Annotated in this window: 20 protein-coding genes and 1 pseudogene; 9 read left to right on the forward strand and 12 right to left on the reverse strand. The window is 72.0% G+C overall.

Going from position 1 to position 23040, the window contains the following annotated elements; all coding sequences use genetic code 11:
* The first annotated feature begins 114 nt into the window (after window positions 1-114).
* The 8 genes and pseudogenes from ACIGHB_RS00750 (at window position 115) to ACIGHB_RS00785 (ending at window position 7386) form a co-directional block, all read left to right on the forward strand.
* A complete protein-coding gene (locus ACIGHB_RS00750) occupies window positions 115-972 on the forward strand; it encodes an ABC transporter ATP-binding protein (protein ID WP_399908334.1) in 858 nt (285 codons plus the stop codon).
* Window positions 973-1208: 236 nt separating this feature from the next.
* Window positions 1209-1979 (forward strand): ABC transporter ATP-binding protein, encoded by a 771-nt coding sequence (locus ACIGHB_RS00755; protein ID WP_399909326.1) that lies wholly within the window; start codon window positions 1209-1211, stop codon window positions 1977-1979.
* A complete protein-coding gene (locus ACIGHB_RS00760) occupies window positions 1976-2866 on the forward strand; it encodes a branched-chain amino acid ABC transporter permease (RefSeq protein WP_360313716.1) in 891 nt (296 codons plus the stop codon). Before ACIGHB_RS00755 ends, ACIGHB_RS00760 begins: the two co-directional genes overlap by 4 nt.
* Window positions 2859-3941, forward strand: coding sequence for a branched-chain amino acid ABC transporter permease (locus ACIGHB_RS00765; protein ID WP_399908338.1), 1083 nt, complete (start codon window positions 2859-2861; stop codon window positions 3939-3941). Before ACIGHB_RS00760 ends, ACIGHB_RS00765 begins: the two co-directional genes overlap by 8 nt.
* Window positions 3938-5206: an ABC transporter substrate-binding protein gene (locus ACIGHB_RS00770; protein WP_360313718.1), complete on the forward strand. Its 1269-nt coding sequence runs from the start codon at window positions 3938-3940 to the stop codon at window positions 5204-5206. Before ACIGHB_RS00765 ends, ACIGHB_RS00770 begins: the two co-directional genes overlap by 4 nt.
* 60 nt (window positions 5207-5266) lie before the next feature.
* Window positions 5267-6403, forward strand: a complete 1137-nt coding sequence (locus ACIGHB_RS00775) for a winged helix DNA-binding domain-containing protein (RefSeq protein WP_360313720.1) — start codon at window positions 5267-5269, stop codon at window positions 6401-6403.
* Window positions 6400-6816, forward strand: a pseudogene (locus ACIGHB_RS00780) (GNAT family N-acetyltransferase); the annotation flags it as partial. The gene ACIGHB_RS00775 and the pseudogene ACIGHB_RS00780, both read left to right, overlap by 4 nt.
* A 69-nt stretch (window positions 6817-6885) precedes the next feature.
* Window positions 6886-7386, forward strand: coding sequence for a GNAT family N-acetyltransferase (locus ACIGHB_RS00785; protein ID WP_399909328.1), 501 nt, complete (start codon window positions 6886-6888; stop codon window positions 7384-7386).
* 58 nt (window positions 7387-7444) lie between these two features.
* On the opposite strand, the gene pssA is transcribed toward ACIGHB_RS00785, so the two are convergent.
* From pssA to ACIGHB_RS00830, 9 genes are all read right to left on the reverse strand, one after another.
* On the reverse strand, window positions 7445-8320 hold the full coding sequence (gene pssA, locus ACIGHB_RS00790) for a CDP-diacylglycerol--serine O-phosphatidyltransferase (protein ID WP_360313800.1): 876 nt from the start codon (window positions 8318-8320) through the stop codon (window positions 7445-7447).
* Window positions 8313-8969 carry a phosphatidylserine decarboxylase gene (locus ACIGHB_RS00795; protein WP_319013328.1) on the reverse strand — a complete coding sequence of 219 codons (657 nt, stop codon included), beginning with the start codon at window positions 8967-8969 and terminating at the stop codon, window positions 8313-8315. Before ACIGHB_RS00795 ends, pssA begins: the two co-directional genes overlap by 8 nt.
* Window positions 8970-9138: 169 nt before the next feature.
* Window positions 9139-10344, reverse strand: a complete 1206-nt coding sequence (locus ACIGHB_RS00800) for an acyl-CoA dehydrogenase family protein (RefSeq protein WP_360313722.1) — start codon at window positions 10342-10344, stop codon at window positions 9139-9141.
* A 3-nt stretch (window positions 10345-10347) separates the two neighbouring features.
* Complete coding sequence (locus tag ACIGHB_RS00805; protein ID WP_319013327.1) at window positions 10348-10872, reverse strand: MaoC family dehydratase; 525 nt, start codon at window positions 10870-10872, stop codon at window positions 10348-10350.
* A gap of 4 nt (window positions 10873-10876) precedes the next feature.
* On the reverse strand, window positions 10877-11851 hold the full coding sequence (locus ACIGHB_RS00810; protein WP_360313724.1) for a CoA ester lyase: 975 nt from the start codon (window positions 11849-11851) through the stop codon (window positions 10877-10879).
* The gene (locus ACIGHB_RS00815; RefSeq protein ID WP_399908344.1) at window positions 11848-13908 is read right to left on the reverse strand and encodes a protein meaA; all 2061 of its coding nucleotides are present in this window, start codon (window positions 13906-13908) and stop codon (window positions 11848-11850) included. Before ACIGHB_RS00815 ends, ACIGHB_RS00810 begins: the two co-directional genes overlap by 4 nt.
* A gap of 10 nt (window positions 13909-13918) precedes the next feature.
* Window positions 13919-15256, reverse strand: coding sequence for a crotonyl-CoA carboxylase/reductase (ccrA, locus tag ACIGHB_RS00820; protein ID WP_360313728.1), 1338 nt, complete (start codon window positions 15254-15256; stop codon window positions 13919-13921).
* A 419-nt stretch (window positions 15257-15675) separates the two neighbouring features.
* Entirely contained in the window at window positions 15676-16533 is an 858-nt protein-coding gene (locus tag ACIGHB_RS00825; RefSeq protein WP_388873645.1) for a TetR family transcriptional regulator, read from the reverse strand.
* Window positions 16534-16615: 82 nt separating this feature from the next.
* Complete coding sequence (locus tag ACIGHB_RS00830; RefSeq protein ID WP_399908348.1) at window positions 16616-18397, reverse strand: 3-hydroxyacyl-CoA dehydrogenase family protein; 1782 nt, start codon at window positions 18395-18397, stop codon at window positions 16616-16618.
* 358 nt (window positions 18398-18755) lie between these two features.
* Between ACIGHB_RS00830 and ACIGHB_RS00835 the strand changes: the two genes are divergently transcribed.
* On the forward strand, window positions 18756-19373 hold the full coding sequence (locus ACIGHB_RS00835; RefSeq protein WP_360313734.1) for a HEAT repeat domain-containing protein: 618 nt from the start codon (window positions 18756-18758) through the stop codon (window positions 19371-19373).
* Window positions 19374-19446: 73 nt separating this feature from the next.
* Here the strand turns inward: ACIGHB_RS00835 and ACIGHB_RS00840 are convergent, their stop codons facing one another.
* The 3 genes from ACIGHB_RS00840 to ACIGHB_RS00850 form a co-directional block, all read right to left on the reverse strand.
* Window positions 19447-19890, reverse strand: a complete 444-nt coding sequence (locus tag ACIGHB_RS00840) for a RidA family protein (protein WP_360313736.1) — start codon at window positions 19888-19890, stop codon at window positions 19447-19449.
* 81 nt (window positions 19891-19971) lie between these two features.
* Window positions 19972-21729 carry an alpha/beta hydrolase gene (locus tag ACIGHB_RS00845; protein WP_399908351.1) on the reverse strand — a complete coding sequence of 586 codons (1758 nt, stop codon included), beginning with the start codon at window positions 21727-21729 and terminating at the stop codon, window positions 19972-19974.
* A 112-nt stretch (window positions 21730-21841) separates the two neighbouring features.
* Window positions 21842-22873, reverse strand: a complete 1032-nt coding sequence (locus ACIGHB_RS00850) for an Rv2578c family radical SAM protein (protein WP_399908354.1) — start codon at window positions 22871-22873, stop codon at window positions 21842-21844.
* Between the last annotated feature and the right edge of the window lie 167 nt (window positions 22874-23040).

The raw sequence follows: 23040 nt of genomic DNA on the forward strand, positions 1-23040 counted from the left end.
CGGCATCGTTTGTCCCGCCGGGCGTGGACGGGCGGTCAGGCGCGGTGCTGGGGTGAGCGCCACCGAACGGCCGAGTAACACGGCCGAGTAACAAGGCGGCCCGGAAGGGGAGTCATGGGAGGTACCGCACCCGCCCTGACGGTGACGGATCTGACGGCGGGATATGGACCGGTGCACGCGCTACGGCGCGTGTCGCTGACCGTGCCCGCGGGCGCCGTCGTCACCGTCCTGGGCGGCAACGGCGCCGGCAAGTCCACACTGCTGAGGGCGGTCTCGCGCACACTGCGCTTCCACGGCGGTGCCGTGGTCTCCGGCACGGTCACCGCGGCCGGCCGGCCGCTCGACGGGCTGCCGCCCGACCGGGTCGTGGCCGCCGGCGTCTGCCAGGTCCCGGAGGGCCGGCAGGTCTTCGCCCGGATGTCGGTCGAGGACAACCTGCGGGCCGGCGGGCTCGCCCGGCGCGGCGACCGCGCCGCGAAGGCCGCGGCGCTGCGCCGGGTCCACGAGCTGTTCCCCGTCCTCGCGGAGCGGTCCCGGCAGCCCGCGGGACTGCTCTCCGGCGGCGAGCAGCAGATGCTCGCCGTCGGCCGGGCCCTGATGGCCGCCCCCGAGCTGCTGCTCCTCGACGAGCCGTCGCTCGGGCTCGCGCCGCTGATGGCGGCCCGGATCGGGGAGGCCGTCCGGGAGATCAACGCGCAGGGCACGGCGGTGCTGCTCGTCGAGCAGAACGCGGCGCTCGCGCTGAGGCTCGCCTCGCACGCGTACGTCCTGGAGGTCGGCGAGGTCACCCTCTCCGGCCCGGCGGAGGAGCTGGCCGCCTCGGACGAGGTCCGCCGCCGCTACCTGGGCGTCGTGGACGCCGAAGCGGCCGAGGACGCCGCCCGGGCCCGTGCCGCCCACCCCGTCCTGTCCCGCTGGGACGAAGAGGCCCGGGTCCCCGCCCGCGGCCTGCGCCGCAAGGAGAACCGATGAGCACCGCCCCACCGCCGGACGACACCCCCGGCACCGACGCCCGGGGCGTGCCCGCCCCGCGCACCCCGGCCGAGACGGCCGGGACCGGCGAGACGGCCGGGACCGCTGTGACGGCCGGCCCGACCGAGACGCCCGGCCCTGCCGGAACGCCCGGCCCCGCCGACGTCGGCGCCGACACCCCCGGCTCCGCCCCTGCCCCCGCCCCCGCACCCCCGGCCGGGACCGCCCGCCCCGACGTGCCCGTCCTCGCCGTCACCGGTCTCACCGTCCGGTTCGCCGGGCTCACCGCGCTCGACGGGGTCGACTTCACCGTCCGGCCCGGGACCGTGCACGCCCTCATCGGGCCCAACGGCGCCGGGAAGTCCACCTGCTTCAACGTGCTCTCCGGGGTGTACAAGGCAACCTCCGGCTCCGTACGGCTCGGCGGGCACGAGCTGACCGAGCTGCCGCCGCACAAGATCGCCGACCTCGGTGTCGGACGGATCTTCCAGAACCTGGCCCTGCCGCCGCGCGCCACCGTCGAGGACAGCCTGATGCTCGGCCGCCACCGGCTCACCCGCACCGGCTTTATCGCCGCCGGGCTCCGGCTGCCGTCCGCCGCCCGCGAGGAGGCCCGGCACCGGGCCCGCGTCCGGGAGATCGCGGACTTCGTCGGCCTCGGCGACCAGCTCGCGAAACCCGCGGGCTCGCTCCCGTACGGGCAGCAGAAGCTCGCCGAACTGGCCCGCGCCCTCTGCATGGAGCCCACCCTGCTCCTCCTCGACGAGCCGGTCGCCGGCATGACCGCCGACGAACGCCGCCGCACCGCCGCCGTCATCGCCGGCGTCCGCGACGGCCTCGGCATCTCCGTCCTGCTCGTCGAGCACGACATGGGCCTGGTGATGCGGCTCGCCGACTCCGTCACCGTCCTCGAATTCGGCCGCCGCATCGCCGACGGCAGCCCCGCCGACGTACAGAACGACCCGGCGGTCGTCCGCGCCTACCTCGGAGAGGAGACCGCCGCGTGAGCACCTTCGCCGAGTTCCTCATCAACGGGCTCTCCCTGGGCTCCGTCTACGCCCTCATCGCCCTCGGCTTCGTCGTCATCTTCCGCGCCACGGAGGTCGTCAACTTCGCCCACGCTTCCCTGCTCCTGGCCGGCGGCTACCTCGTCGCCGTCCTCCACGAACCCCTCGGCTTCTGGCCCGCGCTGGCGGCCGGGATCGCGGGCGCGGCCGTGGTCGGCGCCGCCGTCGAGTTCTTCGTCATGCGCCGCCACCGGGGAGGCGACCACAGCGTCCTCGCCATCGTCACCATCGGCGTCGACATCCTCCTCGCCACCGAGCTGACCCGCCGCATCGGCACCGACATCCTCGCCCTCGGCGACCCGTGGGGCGACTCCGTCGTCACCCTCGGGCCGGTGACGATCGCCGAGACCCGGATCGCCGCACTCCTCGCCGCCGCCCTGCTCATCACCGCCTTCCTCCTGGCCTTCCGGCACACCTCCTGGGGCGTGGCCATGCGGGCCGCCGCCGAGAGCCAGGAGACCGCCGCCCTGATGGGCGTCCGGCTCGGCCGGGTCTCGCTCGGCGCCTGGGCCGTCGCCGGGGCGCTCGCCGCGGTCGCCGCGCTCTTCCTCACCGTCTTCCCCACCCCCGGCCTGGAACGCGGCACCTCGCTCGCCGCCCTCAAGGCGTTCCCCGCCGCGATCCTCGGCGGCCTCGACTCCACCACCGGCGCGCTCGCCGGCGGGCTGATCGTCGGCGTCGTCGAGTCCCTCGCCACCGGCTACCAGTCCGACCTGGCCTTCCTCGGGCGCGGGATCGGCGATCTCGCCCCGTACCTGGTGATGGTCGTGGTGCTGCTGATCCGCCCGGCCGGCCTCTTCGGCACGAAGGAGCTCGCCCGTGTCTGAGCGCACCGGGAACCCCGTCAAGGCGATCCCCCTCAGGGCGTACGGGTACGCCGCCGCCGGCCTCGTCCTCCTCGCCCTCCCGTTCTACCTGGAGCGGTTCTGGCTCCAGGCCGGGCTCTTCGCCATCGCCGCCGCCATCGGCGCCATCGGCATCAACCTGCTCACCGGCGCCACCGGCCAGCTCTCCATGGGCCACGCCTTCTTCCTCGCCGTCGGCGCCTACGGCTACTGCGCCCTCGCCGGCGACGGCACCGACGGCCTCAGCGGGCTCGGCCTGCCCGGCTGGCTCGCGGCCGTCCTCGCCGTCGTCCTCGCGGGCCTGGCCGGCGGGGTGTTCAGCCCCATCGCCGGCCGGCTGCACGGCGCGTACCTCGGCATCGCCACCCTCGCGCTGATCTTCATCGGCCAGCACGTCCTCTTCAACGCCCACGACCTCACCGGCGGCTACAACGGCCGGGCCGTCCCCCCGCTCAACCTCTTCGGCCTCACCTTCGACGACACCGAACTCCTCGTCGCCCAGGTCCCCTTCGGGGCCGTCGAGAAGCTCTGGTACCTGGGCCTCGCGCTGCTCGCCGGCGGCGTGCTGTTCGCCCGCGGGGTGCTCCGGGGCCGCCCCGGGCGCGCCATGAACGCCATCCGCGACCACCGGATCGCCGCCGGCGTCATGGGCATCCCGGTCGCCCGGCACCGGGCCGCCGTCTTCGTCCTCTCCTCCATGTACGCGGGGCTCGCCGGCGTCCTGCTCGCCCTGGTCTTCCAGCGGACCGTGCCCGAGTACTTCGGCATGGCGCTCTCCCTGGAGTACCTGGCGATGATCGTCATCGGCGGGCTCGGCTCCGTCGCCGGAGCCGTCGCCGGCGGGGTCTTCGTCGCCCTGCTCCCGCAGGTGCTCAACCGGTACGCCGAAGCCCTGCCGCTGGTCTCCGCGCCCGGCACCGGCGACATCGCCCCCGGTGAGGCCGCCCGCTACCTCTACGGCGCCGCCGTCGTCGGCGTCGTCCTCTTCCTGCCCGGCGGCCTCGCGAGGCTCGTCGCGCGCACCCCGATCCACCGACCCTCAGGGGAGACACGATGAAGCACAGACGACAGGCGGCCGTGCGGGGCCTCGCCGCGGCGCTCGCGACGCTGGTCGCGCTCACCGCCGCCGGGTGCAGCTCCAAGGCGAAGACCGGCGACGGCAAGGAGACCGGCGCCGGCGGGGTCAAGATGGGCGAGGGCGTCACCGACACCACCATCGCGCTCGGCGCGCTCACCGACATGACCGGCGTGTACGCCACCCTCGGCAAGAGCGTCACGCAGGCCCAGCAGCTGTGGGTGAAGCAGGCCAACGCCGCCGGCGGCGTCTGCGGCCGGAAGCTGGAGCTCACCGTCCGCGACCACGGCTACGACCCGCAGAAGGCGCTCGCCGCCTACACCGAGCTGGAGCCCAAGGTCATCGGCTACCCCCAGTTCATCGGCTCCCCGTTCGTCGCCGCCGTCAAGCAGCGCGTCGACGGCCAGGACAAGGGCCTGGTCATGCCCCAGGCGTGGTCGGCGTCCCTGCTCGGCTCCCCGTACATCCGCGTCCTCGGCGCCACCTACGACGTCGAGACGATCAACGCGGTCGACTTCCTCGTCACGGAGAAGGGGCTGAAGAAGGGCGACAAGCTCGGCCACGTCTACTTCGAGGGCGACTACGGCGAGAACGCCCTCAAGGGCTCGAAGTACGCCGCCGAGAAGGCCGGTCTGACCGTCGTCGAGCAGAAGATCAAGCCCACCGACAACGACATGTCCGCCCAGGTCGCCGCCCTCAAGCAGGCCGGGGTCAAGGCGGTCCTCATCAGCGCGGGCCCGCGCCAGGCCGCCTCCCTGGTCGGCGTGGCCGCCGCCACCGGCCTCCGCGTCCCCGTCGTCGGCAACAACTCCGCCTTCGCCCCGCAGCTCCTCGGCACCCAGGCGGGACCGGCCCTGGAGAAGATGTACTGGTTCGCCTCCCCGAGCCTCCCCATCGGCGCCGACACCCCGGCCGCGAAGAAGCTCGCCGCCGACTACGCGGCCGCCTACCCCGACGACGGCCTCGACAACGGAGTCGTCGCCGGCTGGACCGCCGCCGCGGCCTTCGGCGAGATCCTGAAGAAGGCGTGCGAGCAGGAGGACCTCACCCGGGAGGGCGTCGCCAAGGCGCTCCTCATCCTCAGCGCCCACGACCCCGGCTTCGGCATGACCCACGACTTCAGCGACCCGAAGTCCCCGTCGTCCCGCCAGTCCGTCATCATCCAGCCCGACAAGAAGGTGCCCGGCGGCATGCGCACGGTCCGGCAGCCCTTCGTCTCCGAGGCGGCCGAGGAATACACCCCCTGACCGCCCGTGTCCCACGGAAAGAGGACGGAAACTGTCCTCTTTCCGTGGGAGCGTGACGGCATGACCGTCCTCACCCCCCGCGCCCTCAACCGCGCGGCCCTCGCCCGCCAGCACCTCCTCGCCCGCACGGACGCCCCCGCCCTCGACGTCATCGCCCACCTGTGCGGGCTCCAGGCCCAGGAACCCCAGGAGCCCTTCACCGGACTCTGGTCGCGGGTGAGGGACTTCCGCCCGGAGACCCTGGACGGCCTCCTCACGGGACGCGAGGTCGTACGCGTCCCCCTGATGCGCCGCACCATCCACCTCGTCACCGCCGACGACGCCCTGGCCTGGCGCGCCCGCCACGACGCCATGCTCCGCCAGAGGGTCCTCACCACCTACCGCGCCGAACTCGCGGGCGTCGACCCCGACGAGCTCGGCGCCGCCGCCCACGCGGTCATGGCCGACGGAGAGCCCCGCACCCTGGCCGAACTCGTCGAGGCCGTCTCCGACCGCTGGCCCGAACCGCCCCGCCGGGCCCTCGGCGAACTCATCGTCGGCGGCGTCCTGCCCACCGTGCAGCTTCCCCCGCGCGGCCTCTGGGGCTCCCGCGCGGGGGTCCGCAACGCGACCCTCTCCGGCTGGCTGGGCCGCGCGATCCCGCCGCTCCCCGACGACCCCACCGACCCCGTCGGCCAGGCCCTCGTCCGCCGCTACCTCGCCGCCTACGGGCCCGCCGCCTCCGCCGACCTCCGCGCCTGGTGCGGCCTCGCCGGACTGCCCGCCGCCGTCAAGGCCGTACGGGACGAACTCGTCACCTTCCGCGACGAGCGGGGCCGTGAACTCCTCGACCTCCCCGACGCGCCCCGGCCCGACCCGGACACCCCCGCCCCGGTCCGCTTCCTCCCCGCCTTCGACAACGCGATCCTCGGCTACCACGACCGGAGCCGGATCATCGACCACGACCACCGGCTGCTCTCCGTCGCCGGCGAGCGCGTCGCCCTGGTCGACGGCCGGGTCGCCGCCACCTGGACCCTGCGCGGCCCCGACCTCGTCGTCACCCCGCTGCGGCCCCTGTCCCGGACCGAGCGGACCGCCGTGACGGACGAGGGCGCCGCGCTGGCCGCGTTCCTGACCGGCGGGGCCGACGGTGCCGAGGGGGCCGGCGGGGAGGGCGTCACCTCGCCGAAACCTGGCGGTGTGATCCTCGGATCATGAACGTGCTGATCGAGGAGAACGCCGCCCACCCCGGCCTGCCCGCCCTGCTCGCCGCCTACCACCTGGCCACCGAGGCCGAGAAGGGCGCCGCGGTGTCCGGCCCCGCCGACCTGCCGCCCGCCCGCCGCGCCGAGACCGAGGACCCCGTCACCGCCTTCGCCGGCGACACCGTCCTGCTCGCCACCTCCCCCGAGACGGGGGAGGCCGCCGGCTGCCTGGTCCTGAAGGCCGGCACCGTGCCCGAGGTCAAGCGGGTGTGGGTCGAGCCGGAGGCCCGGGGACGGGGACTGGCCGGCGCACTGATGGGCGAGGCGCTGCGGCGGGCCGCCGCGGCCGGCGCCGGGGCCGTCCGGCTCACCGTATGGGAGTGGCGGGAGGGCCCCCTCGCCCTCTACCGCAAGCTCGGCTTCGAGCCCGCCGCCTCCTGGGACGACCGTCCGGGCCTGCTCTGCCTGGAGAAGCGGCTCGCCCCCGGCGACCGGATCGAGCTCCTCACCCCCGAGGCCGTCCGCGCCCACGCGACCGCCCTGGGCGCCCTTCTCGTGGACACCGTCGACGGCGGCGCCTCGGTCGGCTACCTCGCGCCCCTCGACCCGGCCGAGGCCGCCGCCTGGTGGGCCGGGGTCGCCGGCGCCAGGGACGTCTGGGCGGCCTTCGGGCCGGACGGCACCGTCACCGGGGCCGTCACCCTCCTGCGTACCGTCACCGCCAACGGCCGCCACCGCGGCGAGATAGCCCGGCTCCTCGTCCACCGCGCGGCGCGCGGCCGGGCCCTGGGCCGCCGCCTGCTGGCCGCCGCCGAGGCCCACGCCGCCGCCACCGGCCTGACCCTGCTCGTCCTGGACACCCAGACCGACAGCCCCGCCGAACGCCTCTACCGGGGCGCCGGCTGGATCCCGGCCGGCACGATCCCGGAGTACGCCGCCGACCCCGCGGGCACCCTCCGGGCCACCACGCTCTACTACAAGCTCCTCGCGGCATGACGAAGGGCCCGGAAGCGCGATGCTTCCGGGCCCTTCACCCGTTCCGTACGACCGGGGGTCAGCGCAGCTGCGCCGCCTCCGCCTGCCGCGCCTCCCGGCTCTCACGCCGGTTGCCGCGGAAGGTGTTGACTCGGCGGGCCGTCGCGAAGAGGGGGATCACGGCGCCCAGCACGACCTGGAGGGCACAGCCGGCCTGGAGCAGGAACTGCCCGCCCGGGGCGTCGAAGGCCCAGGCGGCCAGCATGGCCATCGCTCCGACGATCCAGCTGAGCATGGCCGCGGCGAGGACACCCCGCGGCTTGGGGTACTCGACCCGGCTCACCATCAGCCACGCCGTGCCGATGATCGCGAGCAGCGTCGGGATGAACGGCAGCTCCAGGAGGATGATCGAGACCACCGTGAGCGCGCCGAAGGGGCTCGGCATGCCCTGGAACATCCCGTCCTTCATCGTCACGCAGGAGAACCGCGCGAGCCGCAGCACCACCGCGAGCAGCACCACGATCGCGGCGACCGCCGAGACCTTCTGCTGCGCGTCGTCCGCGACCATGCCGTAGACGAGCACGAAGTACGCCGGGGCCAGACCGAAGCTGATCAGGTCCGACAGGTTGTCGAGCTCGGCGCCCATCGGCGAGCTGCGGAGCTTGCGCGCCACGATGCCGTCGAAGAGGTCGAAGATCGCCGCGCACAGCATCAGTATCACGGCGGTGGCGGCGCTGTTGCGCGCCATGCCCGTCTCCGTGCTGCCGGTGAGGTGCGGGATGAGGATGCCCGTGGTGGTGAAGTACACCGCCATGAAGCCACACGTGGCGTTGCCGAGCGTGAGGGCGTCCGCTATGGACAGCCTCAGCGACAGCGGCATCTCCTCCGCCTCGTCGGCCGCCTCCGCCTCGGCGTCGGCGCCCCATTCGGCGGCTCGTGTGTCGGGATCAATCACGGTCAATGCGAGTCACCCCCGCGGTCGTGACCTGCCCCACCTCGACGGCGACCTCGACACCCTCCGGAAGGTAGATGTCGACCCGCGAGCCGAAACGGATCAGGCCGATCCGGTCACCCTGCTCGACCTTGGTCCCCTGCGGGATGTACGGCACGATGCGCCGCGCCACGGCACCCGCGATCTGGACCATCTCGATGTCGCCGAGCTCGGTGTCGAAGTGCCAGACGACGCGCTCGTTGTTCTCGGACTCCTTGTTGAAGGCCGGGACGAAGCCGCCGGGGACGTGCTCGACCGAGGTCACCGTGCCGGCCAGCGGCGCACGGTTGACGTGCACGTTGAGCGGGCTCATGAAGATGGCGACCCGGGTGCGCCCGTCCTTCCACGGCATGATGCTCTGCACCACGCCGTCGGCGGGGGAGATGACCCGGCCCTGAGCGATCTCGCGCTCGGGGTCGCGGAAGAACCACAGCATGCCGGCCGCGAGCGCGGTGGTCGGCACGGCGATCGCCCGGGCGCGCTTCGAGCGGCCGGAGCGCGCGAGGCTGAGCGCCGCCGTGGCGACGGTCGGCAGAAGCCACGGCGATGCTCCGCGTGCGATGCGTGCGCCCTTGAGGCTGTCGCGGTGTGCAGAGTTTGGGCTGTGGGGCATGGATGACCTTCGTAGCGGATGATGCCGCGCTGGCAACGGGGGACGGCGGCTTTCCGGCGATGCTATCGGTTGCGGGGCGCAACTGGGCAAGCCAGGAACCGAGTCGACGGCCGGAAGACGAACACGGGGTGTGATCTTCTTCGCGGCCGTATCGACTCAAAACCGACAATCAGCCCTGGAAGCGGTACTCCTCCAGGAGTCGGCGGCCAATGATCATTTTCTGGATCTCGGCGGTACCTTCACCGATGAGCAGCATCGGCGCCTCGCGGTAGAGACGCTCGATCTCGTACTCCTTCGAGAACCCGTAGCCGCCGTGAATGCGGAAGGCATCCTCCACGACCTCCTTGCAGTACTCGGAGGCGAGGTACTTCGCCATCCCCGCTTCGAGGTCGTTTCGTTCCCCGGAGTCCTTTTTGCGTGCTGCGTTCACCATCATGGCATGGGCGGCCTCGACCTTGGTAGCCATTTCGGCCAGCTTGAACTGGATCGCCTGGTGCTGGGCGATCGGCTTTCCGAAAGTGTGACGCTGCTGGGCATACTGGACGCCGAGTTCGAAAGCACGCTGAGCGACGCCGCAGCCACGGGCCGCCACGTTCACGCGGCCGACTTCGACACCGTCCATCATCTGGTAAAAGCCTCGGCCCGTGACCCCGCCGAGGACCCGATTGGCCGGAATGCGCAGGCCGTCCATGATGAGCTCGGTGGTGTCGACCCCCTTGTAGCCCATCTTGTCGATCTTGCCCGGGATGGTGAGGCCGGGGCGGACCTCTCCGAAGCCGGGCTCCTTCTCGACGAGGAAGGTCGTCATCGACTTGTGGGGGGCGGTGCCCTCCGGGTGGCCTTCGTCACTTCGGACGAGAACGGCGACCAGCGTTGACGTACCGCCGTTGGTCAGCCACATCTTCTGGCCGTTGAGGACGTACTCGTCGCCCTCCTTGACCGCCTTCGACGTGATGGCCGACACGTCCGAGCCCAGGCCCGGCTCCGACATCGAGAACGCGCCGCGCGTCTCGCCGGCCGCCATCCGCGGAAGGAAGTAGTCCTTCTGCTCCTGGGTGCCGTGCTGCTTCAGCATGTACGCGACGATGAAGTGGGTGTTGATGATGCCGGAGACCGACATCCAGCCACGGGCGATCTCCTCCACGCACAGCGCGTAGGTGAGCAGCGACTCGCCCAGGCCCCCGTACTCCTCGGGGATCATCAGACCGAAGACGCCGAGCTCCTTGAGCCCGTCGACGATCTGCTGCGGGTACTCGTCTCGGTGCTCCAGCTCCGTCGCGACCGGGATGATCTCCTTGTCGACGAAGTCGCGGACCGTGGCCAGGATCTCCTGCTGGACGTCGGTCAGTCCGTGGGTCTGGGCGAGTCGCGCCATGGCTTACTTCTCCGGCTTCTTGGAAGGCTCGATGAGTTCGGGGCGGCCGGGCTGCTCGCCGCCGCGCGCGTCGATGTACTCGGCGGTCGGGACCATCACCTTGCGGCGGAAGACGCAGACGAGCGTGCCGTCCTGCTTGTAGCCCTTGGTCTCGACGTACACGATCCCGCGGTCGGTCTTCGACTTCGACGGGGTCTTGTCGAGGACCGTGGTCTCGCCGTAGATCGTGTCGCCGTGGAAGGTCGGCGCCACGTGCCGCAGCGACTCGATCTCCAGGTTGGCGATGGCCTTGCCGGAGACGTCCGGCACGGACATGCCGAGCAGCAGCGAGTAGATGTAGTTGCCGACCACCACGTTCCGCTTGAAGTCGGTCGTGTTCTCCGCGTAGTTCACGTCCATGTGCAGCGGGTGGTGGTTCATGGTGAGGAGGCAGAAGAGGTGGTCGTCGTACTCCGTGACCGTCTTCCCGGGCCAGTGCTTGTAGACCGCCCCGACCTCGAACTCCTCGTAGGTGCGTCCGAACTGCATGGTGCTACGCCTCCGGGATCTCGAACTTGCTGGTGCGCTGCATGCCGGCGGCGCGGCCCTTGCCCGAGATGACCAGGGCCATCTTGCGGGACGCCTCGTCGATCATCTCGTCGCCGAGCATCGCGGAGCCCTTCTTCCCGCCCGCCTCGGAGGTGTAGTAGTCGTACGCGTCGAGGATCAGCTCGGCGTGGTCGTAGTCCTCCTGCGAGGGAGAGAAGATCTCGTTCGCGGCGGCGACCTGGTCCGGGTGGAGCACCCACTTGCCGTCGAAGCCCAGGGCGGCGGCGCGCTGGGCGACCGCCTTGTAGCCCTCCTGGTTGCGGATCTGGAGGTAGGGGCCGTCGATCGCCTGGAGGTTGTTGGCGCGGGCCGCCATCAGGATGCTCATCAGGATGTGGTGGTACGCGTCCGCCGGGTAGCCGGGCGGCTGCTCGCCGACGACCAGGGACTTCATGTTGATGGAGGCCATGAAGTCGGCCGGGCCGAAGATGATCGTCTCCACGCGCTGCGACGCCTGGGCGATCGCGTTGACGTTGTTCAGGCCCTGGGCGTTCTCGATCTGCGCCTCGATGCCGATCTTGCCGACCTCGAAGCCCATGGTCTTCTCGATCTGGGTGAGCAGCAGGTCGAGCGCGACGATCTGCTGGGCGTCCTGGACCTTCGGCAGCATGATGCAGTCGAGGTTCTGGCCGGCGCCCTCGACGACGGTGACGACGTCGCGGTACGTCCAGTGGGTCGTCCAGTCGTTGACGCGGACCACGCGGGTCTTGCCGGTCCAGTCGCCCTCGTTCAGGAACTTCACGATGGTGTGGCGGGCCTCGGGCTTGGCCAGCGGGGCGCAGGCGTCCTCCAGGTCGAGGAAGACCTGGTCGGCGGCGAGGCCCTGGGCCTTCTCCAGGAAGCGCGGGTTGGAGCCGGGCACCGCGAGACAGGAGCGGCGGGGGCGCAGCCGGTTCACAGGGGAAGGAGTGCTGGTCATGCGGGGACCTCCGTGCTTTCGAGGGGATTCAGCTTGTTGGCTTTCCGGATCTCGTCGACGATACGGCCGATGATCTCGGTGATGCCGAAGTCCTTCGGGGTGAAGACCGCCGCGACGCCCGCGCGGCGCAGTTCCTCGCCGTCGGCGTTCGGGATGATCCCGCCCACCACGACGGGGATGTCGGTGGCGCCGGCCTGCTTCAGCCGGTCCAGGACGTCCGGGACGAGCTGGGCGTGCGAGCCGGAGAGGATCGACAGGCCGACGGCGTGCACGTCCTCCTCCAGAGCGGCGTCCACGATCTGTTCCGGGGTGAGCCGGATGCCCTGGTAGACCACCTCGAACCCGGCGTCGCGGGCCCGGACGGCGATCTGCTCGGCGCCGTTGGAGTGCCCGTCGAGGCCCGGCTTGCCGACCAGGAAGCGGAGCTTGCCGACGCCCATGTCCTCGGCGGTGCGGTCGACCCTGCGGCGGACCTCCGCGAGCGGGGAGCCGGACTCGGCCGGCACGGCGACCGGGGCGGAGGAGACGCCGGTGGGGGCGCGGTACTCGCCGAAGACCTCGCGCAGCGCCCCGGCCCACTCGCCGGTGGTGACGCCGGCGCGGGCGCACTCCAGGGTGGCCTCCATGAGGTTCTCGGTGCCGCGCGCGGCCTCCTTGAGCTGCTCCAGGGCCTGCTGGGTGGTGGGGAAGACGAACGGGTCGCCGTTGCCCTGGCGGTCCGTGGACTCCTGGCGCTCGGCGCGCCAGCGGGTGACGGCGCCGACCACGCGGGCCTCGACGGCCGGGTCGACGGTCTGGATCGCCGTGTCGAGGTCGGCGGTGAGCGGGTTCGGCTCGGTCGTCTCGAAGACGTTGACGCCGATGATCTTGTCCTGGCCGGACTCGATCCGGGCGCGCCGCTCGGCGTGCGAGGAGACCAGCTGGGCCTTGAGGTAGCCGGACTCGACGGCGGCCATCGCGCCGCCCATCTCCTGGATCCGCTCGATCTCGGCGAGGCACTCGGTGACGAGGGAGTCGACCTTGGCCTCGACGACGTGGGAGCCGGCGAAGATGTCCTCGTACTCCAGCAGGTCGGACTCGTGGGCGAGGACCTGCTGGATGCGGAGCGACCACTGCTGGTCCCAGGGCCGGGGGAGGCCGAGGGCCTCGTTCCAGGCCGGGAGCTGGACGGCGCGGGCGCGGGCGTCCTTGGAGAGGGTGACGGCCAGCATCTCCAGGACGATCCGCTGGACGTTGTTCTCCGGCTGGGCCTCGGTGAGGCCGAGCGAGTTGACCTGGACGCCGTAGCGGAAGCGCCGCTGCTTGGCGTCCTCGATCCCGTACCGCTCGCGGGTGATCGTGTCCCAGATGCGGCCGAAGGCGCGCATCTTGCACATCTCCTCGATGAAGCGGACGCCCGCGTTCACGAAGAAGGAGATGCGGGCGACGACCTCGCCGAACCGCTCCTCGGGGACCTGCCCCGAGTCGCGGACGGAGTCGAGGACGGCGATGGCGGTGGACATCGCGTACGAGATCTCCTGGACCGGAGTGGCCCCCGCCTCCTGCAGGTGGTAGCTGCAGATGTTGATCGGGTTCCACTTCGGGATGTTGTTGACCGTGTACGCGATCATGTCCGTCGTGAGGCGGAGCGAGGGGCCGGGCGGGAAGACGTGCGTCCCGCGCGACAGGTACTCCTTCACGATGTCGTTCTGCGTGGTGCCCTGGAGCTTGGTGATGTCCGCACCCTGCTCCTCGGCCGCCACCTGGTAGAGCGCCAGGAGCCACATCGCCGTGGCGTTGATGGTCATCGAGGTGTTCATCTGCTCCAGGGGGATGTCCTGGAACAGCCGGCGCATGTCACCGAGGTGCGAGACGGGGACGCCGACCCGGCCGACCTCGCCGCGGGCGAGGATGTGGTCGGGGTCGTAGCCCGTCTGGGTCGGCAGGTCGAAGGCGACCGACAGACCGGTCTGGCCCTTGGCGAGGTTGCGCCGGTACAGCTCGTTGGACGCCTCGGCGGTCGAGTGACCGGCGTACGTCCGCATGAGCCACGGCCGGTCCTTCTGGCGCTCAGTCATCTTCGGGACCTCAGATGTTCCGGAAGCGGTTGATGGCGTCGATGTGCTGGGCCCGGAGCTCGGGGTTGCTGACGCCGAGGCCCTCCTCGGGGGCGAGCGCGAGGACGCCGACCTTGCCCTGGTGGAGGTTGCGGTGGACGTCGTAGGCGGCCTGGCCGGTCTCCTCCAGGCTGTACGTCTTCGAGAGGGTGGGGTGGATCTTGCCCTTGGCGATCAGGCGGTTGGCCTCCCACGCCTCGCGGTAGTTGGCGAAGTGCGAGCCGATGATCCGCTTCAGCGACATCCACAGGTAGCGGTTGTCGTACTGGTGCATGTAGCCCGAGGTGGAGGCGCAGGTGGTGATGGTGCCGCCCTTGCGGGTGACGTAGACCGAGGCGCCGAAGGTCTCGCGGCCGGGGTGCTCGAAGACGATGTCGATGTCCTCGCCGCCGGTGAGCTCGCGGATCTTGGATCCGAACCGCTTCCACTCGCGCGGGTCCTGGGTGTTCTCGTCCTTCCAGAACTTGTAGCCCTCGGCGTTGCGGTCGATGACCGCCTCGGCGCCCATGGCGCGGCAGATGTCGGCCTTCTCCGGGGAGGAGACGACACAGATCGGGGTGGCGCCGCCGGCCAGGGCGAACTGGGTGGCGTAGGAGCCGAGGCCGCCGCTGGCGCCCCAGATGAGGACGTTGTCGCCCTGCTTCATGCCGGCGCCGTTGTTGGAGACCAGCTGGCGGTAGGCGGTCGAGTTGACGAGGCCGGGGGCCGCCGCCTCCTCCCAGCTGAGGTGGCCGGGCTTCGGCATCAGCTGGTTGGACTTGACCAGGGCGATCTCGGCGAGGCCGCCGAAGTTGGTCTCGAAGCCCCAGATGCGCTGCTCGGGGTCGAGCATGGTGTCGTTGTGGCCGTCCGAGGACTCCAGCTCGACGGAGAGGCAGTGGGCGACGACCTCGTCGCCGGGCTGCCAGGCGTTGACGCCGGGGCCGGTGCGCAGGACGACGCCGGCGAGGTCGGAGCCGATCACGTGGTACGGCAGGTCGTGGCGCTTGGTCAGCTCGGAGAGGCGGCCGTAGCGCTCCAGGAAGCCGAAGGTCGAGACGGGCTCGAAGATCGAGGTCCAGACCGAGTTGTAGTTGACCGAGGAGGCCATGACGGCGACGAGCGCCTCGCCCGGGCCGAGCTCGGGCAGGGCCACGTGGTCGAGGTGGAGCGACTTGCGGGGGTCCTTGTCGCGGCTCTCGACCCCGGCGAACATCTCCGCCTCGTCCTTGTGGACGGTGACGGCCCGGTACGACTCGGGGAGCTTGATGTTCGCGAAGTCGGCGGACGTGGAGTCCGGCGACTGGATCGCGTCCAGGATTTCCTTCACGGTGTGCCTCCGGCGGAGAGCGTCCGGGGAGCGGACGCCTGAGGGATACGTCGGGGAGTGCTGCTGCTGTGGAGGTGTGCCGTCGGTTCGGCTCGGTGGTGCTGTGGCGGCGCCGTGGTGGGGCGCGAGGGTGCCTGTGACGCAGGCGTCCGGGCGCACGGCCGTAGGGCTGTGGGGACAGTCGGAACACGCGTTCTCGGTGTGTTCCGGCCGCCCGGACAACATCAACGTATGGCACGCCGTGTCACGTGACAAGGCACTGCGTGCCAACAATTTCTCTCAGATGCGAAAAGGTGCTCACGGATGAGCGATGATCGATCGAATGCCCCTCTGAGCTGGGGGAACGCGAAGAGGGCCGCCCCCGGGAAACCGGGGGCGGCCCTCGTGCCGGACCTTCGAAGTGCGGGAGAAGAGGCGCCTCAGCCCTTCGTCAGCGCCTGCTGGATGGTCCGCATGACCTCGTCCAGCGGAGCGTCGGTACGGGCCACGGCGACCACCACGTCACCCGTCGTGGAGACCTGCGCCGGCGGCGCCGCGACCGGCTCCCGCTCGGGCTGCGGCAGCTGCGGGGAGGGGGCCGGACGGCCCGCGCCTATCCCGGTGCCGAAGGTCTCCCGGACGATCGCGAAGGCGTGGTCCAGCTGGGTCTCCACGTCCCCCTGGCCGCCGGCCCGCAGCCAGCGGCGCAGCACGTGGTTGTGGGCGGTGACCACCGCGGAGGCCGCCACCTCGGCGAGCAGCGGGTCGTCGTTGCCGTCGTGGTGGTCGCGCTCGTCGAAGTGGCCCAGGAGGTAGCGGGTGAAGAGCCGCTCGTAGCGGGCCACCGAGGCGATCTCGCGCTCGCGCAGCGTCGGCACCTCGCGGGTCAGCCGGTAGCGGGCCACGGAGATCGCGGGGGAGCCCGCGTACATCTTCATGACCTCCTTGATGCCCCGGCACACCGTGTCCAGCGGATGCTCGTGCGGCGGCGCCGCGTTCAGCACCGCCTCCGCCCGCACCAGCGTGTCGTCGTGGTCCGGGAAGATCGCCTCCTCCTTGGACCGGAAGTGGCGGAAGAAGGTCCGCCGGGCCACCCCGGCCGCCGCCGCGATCTCGTCGACCGTGGTGGCCTCGTACCCCTTCGTCGCGAAGAGCTCCATCGCGGCGGCCGCCAGCTCCCGCCGCATCTTCAGCCGCTGGGCGGCGGCACGGGTCCCCGCCGCGCTCTCCTGAGCGTCGGACGGAGTGGTGGCACGGGGTGTCTTCACGGCCTTGGGCATGACCCGAACGTACTGCATCGGTGCAGGAAGACGCGCCTGCGGGGGCGGAGCGCCGGAGGGCTCCAGGAGCCCGCCCCACCCCCGCCGAGGCTCGCCGGGCTCAGCGCCGGGCATATTCGCGGAAGCCGCGCCCCGTCTTGCGGCCGAGGCAGCCGGCCGCCACCAGGTGCTCCAGGAGCGGCGCCGGGGCCAGGCCCGGGTCGCGGAACTCCCGGTGGAGCACCTTCTCGATCGCCAGCGACACGTCCAGACCGACCACGTCGAGCAGCTCGAACGGGCCCATCGGGTAGCCGCCGCCCAGCTTCATCGCCGTGTCGACGTCGTCCAGGGTCGCGTAGTGCTCCTGGACCATCTTGACCGCGTTGTTCAGGTACGGGAACAGCAGCGCGTTCACGATGAAGCCGGCCCGGTCGCCGCAGTCCACCCCGTGCTTGCGGATCTTCGCGGTGACCTCGCGGACGGTGGCGTGCACGTCGTCGGCGGTCAGGACGGTACGGACGATCTCGACCAGCTTCATCGCCGGCGCCGGGTTGAAGAAGTGCATGCCGATCACGTCCTGCGGGCGGCTCGTCGCCTTCGCGCAGGCCACCACCGGCAGCGAGGAGGTCGTGGTGGCGAGCACCGCGCCCGGCTTGCAGATCTTGTCGAGCCGGCCGAACAGCTCCTGCTTGATCGCCAGGTCCTCGGCGACCGCCTCGACCGCCAGGTCGACCTCGGCGAAGGCGTCCAGCGAACCGGCCGGCGCGATCCGGGCCAGCGTCTCCTCGCGGGCCTCCTCGGTCAGCCGGCCCTTGGCCACCGAGCGGGCCAGCGACTTCGCGATGTACGCCTTGGCCGCGTCCGCCTTCTCCTGCGAGCGGGCGGCGAGGACCACGTCGTACCCGGCCTTGGCGAAGACCTCGGCGATGCCGGAGGCCATCGTGCCCGAGCCGGCCACGCCCACCGAGCGGACCGCGCGGCCCGCGCCGCCGGCCCCCGAGGCCCCGGGGGTCAGCGCGTCGGCGACCTTCTCGGCCGAGCCCGGCGCCGCGTACGTGTAGAAGCCGCGGCCCGCCTTGCGGCCGGTCAGCCCGGCCTCGGCGAGCTGCTTCAGGATCGGCGCGGGGGCGTGCAGCCGGTCGTGGGACGCCTGGTACATCGCGTCGAGGACGGTACGGGCGGTGTCGACGCCCACCAGGTCGAGCAGTTCGAGGGGGCCCATCGGCAGGCCGCAGCCCAGCTTCATCGCCGCGTCGATGTCCTCGCGGGAGGCGTAACGCGCCTCGTACATGGCCGCGGCCTGGTTCAGGTAGCCGAAGAGCAGCCCGTCCGCGATGAAACCGGCCCGGTCGCCGACCGCCACCGGCTCCTTGCCGAGGTCCTGGGCCAGCCGCGTCACCGCGTCCACCGCCCGCGGGTCGGTCAGCACCGACGAGACCACCTCGACCAGCTTCATCGCCTGGACCGGCGCGAAGAAGTGCAGGCCGAGGACGCGCTCGGGGTGCGCCGAGTCGGCCGCGAGCCGGGTCACCGAGAGGGCGTTGGTGCCGGTGGCGAGGATCGCGTCCGGGCGGACGATCCCGTCCAGCGCGCGGAACACCTCCTGCTTGGTCTCGTACTCCTCGGGGACGACCTCGATGACGAGGTCGGCCGCGGCGGCGGCCTGGAGGTCCGAGTAGACGCGGAAGCGCGCCAGCGCGTCCTGCCGCTCGTCCTCGGTGATGCGCTCACGGGCCACCGCGCGGGCGGTGGACGCCTCCAGGGCGGCGACGGCCCGGGCGGCCGCGGACTCGCTGATGTCGATGCCGACGACCTCGCGGCCGGCCCGGACGAGCACGTCGGCGATGCCGGTGCCCATGGTGCCGAGACCGACGACGGCGATGGTGGAGAGAGGGGTGTCCATCAGGGGACTCCTGGGAGGAAGAGTGACGACTGAAGGCGGTGCGCGCGGGAGAAGAGGGGCGCGTGAAATGCCGAGGGCGCGGCCGGCTGCCCGGAGGCAGCGCCGCGGCGTACGGGAATGCGGACCCGGTGCACGGCGGCGAGGGCCTGAGGAGAGGGAAAAAGGGGGGACGAAGGCTCTGTCCCTGAGCCACGTCGAGAACTGCCGAACCGACCAGCGCCCACCTCGGCTGCGTCACCAGGCCGAGGCGGAAAGTGCGGGGGTTCCCCGCTCAGTTGAGATTAACCGGCCGGTAACGAGCGCGCCAGTCCTGGGAAGTCGGGAAAATGTGATCTGGATCGCCGATAGCCTCGGATTCATGGAAAACGCCGAGGGAATCTCCGACGATCCCGAATTCTGCTCGATGATCGATCGATTGCGGGACGAGGTCGAGAACGAAGAGGGAAGCCTTCCCGCCGTATTCGGAGAACTCGCCCGTATCACCGATCCCGAGGAACTCCACACCCTGCTCACCGCCCCCGGCCGGCCCCTGTGGGCGCGCGAGATCGCCGCCTACCGGCTCGGCGTGGCCGGCGACCCGCGCGCCTTCGAGGCCCTGGTCCTCCTTCTCAACCACCGGGACCCCGAGCGGTGCGTCACCGCCGCCCACGCCCTCCTCCGCCTCGGCGACCCGCGCACCGCCCGGGCCGCCGCCGCGCTCGCCACCAACGAACTCCGGGCCGCCTACGCGCTCCTGCCGGTGCGGCTCCTCGCCGATCTGCGCGCCCCCGAGTCCGCCCCGGCCCTCGTCACCGTCCTGGAGCGCCGCCTCGCGGCCGGCGACCCGCACTGGCGGGTCGGCCTCGCCTGCGTCGAGGGCCTGGGCGCCCTCGGCGACCCCCAGGCCCGGGACGTCCTCGAAGCGGCCCTCCCGCACCCCCGCCTCGGCCGCGCCGCCGAACGCTCACTGGCGCTGCTCGGCGGCCCCGCCCTCTGAACGGCCGCCGCCCCGGCCCGGCGGCACGGGCGTCGGCACGCCGGCTCCTGGGCACGGAAGAGGGGCACACGCGTCACCGTATGAGCCGGAGCCCCGTCCGCCCCTCCTCGGGACGCTCCTCCGGGACCAGCGCGAACGCCTCGATCTCCATCAGCAGTTCCGGCCGCACCAGCGCGTCCACCTGCACCGCGGAGCTCGCCGGCAGCGGCAGGCCGGCGAAGGCCGTGTCCCGCGCGTCCCGCACGGCGGGGAGGTGCGCCACGTCGGTGAGGAAGTAGGTCAGCTTCACCACGTCCCCGAAGCCGGCGCCGGCGGCGGCCAGGCAGCGCTCCAGGTTCGCGAAGACCTGCCGGGCCTGGGCGGCCGGGTCCGCCCCGCCGACCACGGCCCCCGAGGCGTCGGTGGCGACCTGCCCGGAGACCGCGACGAACCGCCCGGTGCCCCACACGACGTGGCTGTACTGCGGGCTGGGCGCGACGCCCTCGGGGGCGGGGACGTGGGTCAGGTGGCTGGTCATGCCCCATATCCTCGCCCACGCCACTGACAACGCCCGCGCCTCCGAGCGGCGCGGGCGTGGTCGATGGGGGATCTCCGCAGGTCAGCGCACGTGACCCAGGAGTCCGTGGAGGGTCGCCCCGGCCGGCAGGACCCGGGCCGACCCGCTCGGGACGGCGGCCTTGGTGGCGGGCTCCGGAGCCGCTTCCGCGGCCTTCTCGGCGGTCTCGGCGGCCGTCTCCGGAGCGGTCTTCTCGGTGCCCGTCTCCGGCGCGGCCTCCGCGGCGACCTCGCCGGCCGCCTTCCCGGCCGCCTTGCCCGTGGTCTTCGGCGTGGCGGGGACCGGGTCGGGCTCGGGCGCCGGCAGGGCGGCGCAGACCGCGTCGACCTCGGACGTGCCCGTGGCGCGCGGCACGGTGCCGGTGGCCAGGAAGGTGCTCAGGTGCTTGTCGAGGCAGTCGTTGCCGGCCAGGGTCACGCCGTGGTTCCCGCCGCCCTGCTCGACGACCAGGCTGGAGCCGCGGAGCATCCGGTGCAGGGCGAGCCCGCCCTCGTACGGGGTGGCGGCGTCGTCGGTGGCCTGGAGGATGAGGACCGGCGGCAGCTGGTCGTTGGCGACCTCCGGCGGGGTGAGCGGTGCCACCGGCCAGAACGCGCACGGAGCGTTGTACCAGGCGTTGTTCCAGGTGGAGAAGGGCGCCTTGGCGTGCACCTCCCAGTTGTCCTTGCGCCAGACGTTCCAGTCCTTGGGCCAGGCGGCGTCCCGGCACTGGACGGCGGTGTAGACCGAGTAGCCGTTGTCGGCGGCGGAGTCGGCCTCGGCGTAGCGCTCGTAGGCGGCCTTGAGCGGTGCGGGGTCCTGCTCGTTCACGTACGCGGAGAACGCGGTGGCGAGCTTGGGCCAGTAGCCGTCGTAGTACCCGCCGGGCAGGAAGGTGTCCTCCAGCTCGCCGGGGCCGACCTTGCCGCCCGCCGGGGAGTCGCGCAGTTCCTCGCGCATCCGGTACCAGGCGGCCTCGACGGCGGCCGGGTCCTTGCCCAGCTTGTAGACGGCGCTGTGCTTCGCCACCCAGGCCATGAAGTCCTTGTGGCGGGTGTCGAAGGCGTAGTCCTGGGCGATGTTGTCCTCGTACCAGACGCCGTTGGGGTTGACGACGGAGTCCAGCGCCATCCGTCCCACCCGCTCGGGGTGGAGCCGGGCGTAGACCGCGCCCAGGTAGGTGCCGTACGAGTAGCCGAGGTAGTTGATCCGTTCGGCGCCGAGCGCCTTGCGGATGAGGTCCAGGTCGCGGGCGGTGGAGACGGTGTCGATGTACGGGAGGACGTCGGCGTGCTTCTTGCCGCAGGCGGCGGCGAACGCCTGGGCGCGCTCCAGGGCGGTCCGCTCGGCGTCGGTGCCGCGCGGCACCGAGTCGGGGCGGACGGGGTCGAAGTGGCCGGGACGGCAGTCGAGGGCGGGCTCGCTCTTGCCCACGCCGCGCGGGTCGAAGCCGATGACGTCGTACTGGGCGGCGACCTCGGCGGGGAGCGAGGAGGCGACGTAGCCGGCCATGCCGCGGCCGCTGCCGCCCGGGCCGCCGGGGTTGACGAAGAGCGGGCCGAGGGAGGTCTCGGCGGTGTGCGGGACCCGGGTCAGCGCGAGCGTGATGCTCCGGCCGGCCGGGTCGTCGTGGTTGAGCGGCACCTTGAGGGTGGCGCACTGGAGCCGGGGGTACGCCTGGGTGCCGCAGGCGGTCCAGGAGAGCGGGGGGAGGGGGCGGGGGGTCGGCTCGCCGGTGCCTGCGGCGGACGCGGGCAGGACGGTGACCGTCCCGGCGACCAGTGCCCCAGCGGCGATCAGCATTCCTGCGCGGGTGGTCATGGAGCGTGAAGTGCCCCGCGGGGCGCGGGACACGACCTGTTCCGCCGGTAATCGACCCGAACGGAGGGGACGATGACGGCGTGTCAGGTGACCTTTCGGCGTGTCGCCCCGGTCACAGGAGGGTGAGCTGTTCCGGTCCGGACGCCGCCGGTGCGGGGGAGGGGCGCGGGATCCGCCGGGGGCCGGACCGGTGGGCCGGTCCGATGCCGTACTCGGCGGCCAGTTCGTGGACCTGGCGGGTGATCCGGCGCTGGTACCAGGTCGGCGCGTAGGCCCCGGTCCCGTACATCCGCTCGTACCGTCCGACCAGGTGGGGGTGGTGGCGGGCCAGCCAGCTCATGAACCACTCGCGGGCGCCGGGCCGCAGGTGGAGGACGAGCGGCGTGACGGAGACGGCGCCGGCCTCGGCGATGGCCCGGACGGTGGCGCGCAGCTGCTCGGGGGAGTCGCCGAGGAAGGGCACGACGGGGGCCATGAGGACCCCGCAGCCGATGCCGTGATCACCGAGGACGCGGACCACGTCGAGGCGGCGGTGCGGGGCGGGGGTGCCGGGCTCGACGGTGCGCCACAGCTCCTCGTCGGTGAAGCCGACCGAGACGGAGACGCCGACCTCGGTGACCTCGGCGGCCTGGGTCAGCAGCTCCAGGTCGCGCAGGATCAGGGTGCCCTTGGTGAGGATCGAGAAGGGGTTGGCGCGGTCGCGCAGCGCGGTGAGGATGCCGGGCATGAGCCGGTACCTGCCCTCCGCCCGCTGGTAGCAGTCGACGTTGGTGCCCATGGCGATGTGGGCGCCCTGCCAGCGGCGGGAGGCGAGCTGCCGGGTGAGCAGTTCGGCGGCGTTGACCTTGACCACGATCTGGGAGTCGAAGCCGAGGCCGGTGTCGAGGTCCAGATAGCTGTGGGTCTTGCGGGCGAAACAGTAGACACACGCGTGGGTACAGCCGCGGTAGGGGTTCACGGTCCACTCGAAGGGCATCCGGGAGACGCCCGGGACCCGGTTGAGGATGGAGCGGGCCCGGACCTCGTGGAAGGTGATGCCGCGGAACTCGGGCGTGTCGAAGGTGCGGGTGGTGACCGCGTCCGCGCCGAAGAGGGCGGCGTCGGCGGGCGTGGACGGGGTCTCGCCCAGGTGGTCCCAGCGCATGGACGCCTCCTCGATCGACTTCGTTCGTACGTTCGATTGCTCTCGGATCCAGAATAGAACATCTGTTCTCTTGATCGTCGCAACCCGGATTTCGCGCCCCGCGAGCCACGTGGTTCGCTTGGCCCGCAGCCCCGAGACAACCCCGAAGAACCACGAGCTGGAGGAAA

Source organism: Streptomyces sp. NPDC085460, assembly GCF_044541975.1.
Classification (GTDB): domain Bacteria; phylum Actinomycetota; class Actinomycetes; order Streptomycetales; family Streptomycetaceae; genus Streptomyces.

Excerpts from the sequence above, each read along its gene's own strand:
- ACIGHB_RS00825 (WP_388873645.1), bottom strand. The coding sequence starts at position 16,533 with ATGCAGTACGTTCGGGTCATGCCCAAGGCCGTGAAGACACCCCGTGCC.
- ACIGHB_RS00750 (WP_399908334.1), top strand. The coding sequence starts at position 115 with ATGGGAGGTACCGCACCCGCCCTGACGGTGACGGATCTGACGGCGGGA.
- ACIGHB_RS00845 (WP_399908351.1), bottom strand. The coding sequence starts at position 21,729 with ATGACCACCCGCGCAGGAATGCTGATCGCCGCTGGGGCACTGGTCGCC.
- ACIGHB_RS00815 (WP_399908344.1), bottom strand. The coding sequence starts at position 13,908 with ATGACTGAGCGCCAGAAGGACCGGCCGTGGCTCATGCGGACGTACGCC.
- ACIGHB_RS00775 (WP_360313720.1), top strand. The coding sequence starts at position 5,267 with ATGACCGTCCTCACCCCCCGCGCCCTCAACCGCGCGGCCCTCGCCCGC.
- ACIGHB_RS00805 (WP_319013327.1), bottom strand. The coding sequence starts at position 10,872 with ATGCAGTTCGGACGCACCTACGAGGAGTTCGAGGTCGGGGCGGTCTAC.
- ACIGHB_RS00840 (WP_360313736.1), bottom strand. The coding sequence starts at position 19,890 with ATGACCAGCCACCTGACCCACGTCCCCGCCCCCGAGGGCGTCGCGCCC.
- ACIGHB_RS00770 (WP_360313718.1), top strand. The coding sequence starts at position 3,938 with ATGAAGCACAGACGACAGGCGGCCGTGCGGGGCCTCGCCGCGGCGCTC.
- ACIGHB_RS00850 (WP_399908354.1), bottom strand. The coding sequence starts at position 22,873 with ATGCGCTGGGACCACCTGGGCGAGACCCCGTCCACGCCCGCCGACGCC.
- ACIGHB_RS00795 (WP_319013328.1), bottom strand. The coding sequence starts at position 8,969 with ATGCCCCACAGCCCAAACTCTGCACACCGCGACAGCCTCAAGGGCGCA.
- ACIGHB_RS00830 (WP_399908348.1), bottom strand. The coding sequence starts at position 18,397 with ATGGACACCCCTCTCTCCACCATCGCCGTCGTCGGTCTCGGCACCATG.
- ACIGHB_RS00800 (WP_360313722.1), bottom strand. The coding sequence starts at position 10,344 with ATGGCGCGACTCGCCCAGACCCACGGACTGACCGACGTCCAGCAGGAG.
- ACIGHB_RS00810 (WP_360313724.1), bottom strand. The coding sequence starts at position 11,851 with ATGACCAGCACTCCTTCCCCTGTGAACCGGCTGCGCCCCCGCCGCTCC.
- ACIGHB_RS00835 (WP_360313734.1), top strand. The coding sequence starts at position 18,756 with ATGGAAAACGCCGAGGGAATCTCCGACGATCCCGAATTCTGCTCGATG.